At 46.0% G+C, this 574-nt stretch carries 2 protein-coding genes; both read right to left on the bottom strand.

Features of this window, described 5'->3' with window-relative positions:
- On the bottom strand, positions 1–316 hold a 316-nt coding region (locus GFC01_RS17915), incomplete at its 3' end, for an ATP-binding cassette domain-containing protein (protein ID WP_152948491.1).
- Positions 291–574: ABC transporter permease (locus tag GFC01_RS17910; RefSeq protein ID WP_207707649.1), on the bottom strand; the 284-nt coding region annotated here is incomplete at its 5' end. The genes GFC01_RS17915 and GFC01_RS17910, both read right to left, overlap by 26 nt.

Here is a 574-nt window from a genome sequence, read left to right as displayed (position 1 = left end):
CACGAGGGACGGAACGGTTCTCTAAGCTAAAGGCAATTTCTTCATTGACGCGGTGCATACAAAACTGAGAGTCTGGATCTTGAAACATGACGCCTGTATGTCTTTGTAACACCACTTCGCCCTGCATGTCTGCTTCCACATGCTCTGGAATGATTCCAGCCAGAACCGAAATGAGCGTAGATTTCCCGCTTCCGCTCGGTCCTAAAATAAGCACCTTTTCCCCTTTTTGAATCGTAAGGGAGATTTGATGCAAAACGGGCTTAGGCTGTTCATAAAAACGGACAGAGAGTTCATTGCACGCGAGAAATGAATTCATGCTGTTCACCTTTGTTTCGTTTTTCTTTCATGATGGCATATTGATTCAGTACACCTGTTTTGGATAGTGCGTCCACCACCACTTTCGCAAGGCAGCCGCCAGGTATCATTCCACTAATGATTTGAGTCACAAGCGTCATAAGTAAAACTTGAGGCGTGTAATATCCAAAGCCATTTGCCACGAGACTGTAAGACATCGCTCCGATAGCGGCAAAGGCACCAGAGAGCATCAGTGTCCACATGCGATACCGTTTATAAC

The organism is Desulfofundulus thermobenzoicus, assembly GCF_009428905.1.
Classification (GTDB): Bacteria; Bacillota; Desulfotomaculia; order Desulfotomaculales; family Desulfovirgulaceae; genus Desulfofundulus_A; species Desulfofundulus_A thermobenzoicus.
The sequence above is the reverse complement of the archived record's forward strand: the minus strand, read 5'-3'. Positions and strand labels throughout refer to the sequence as shown.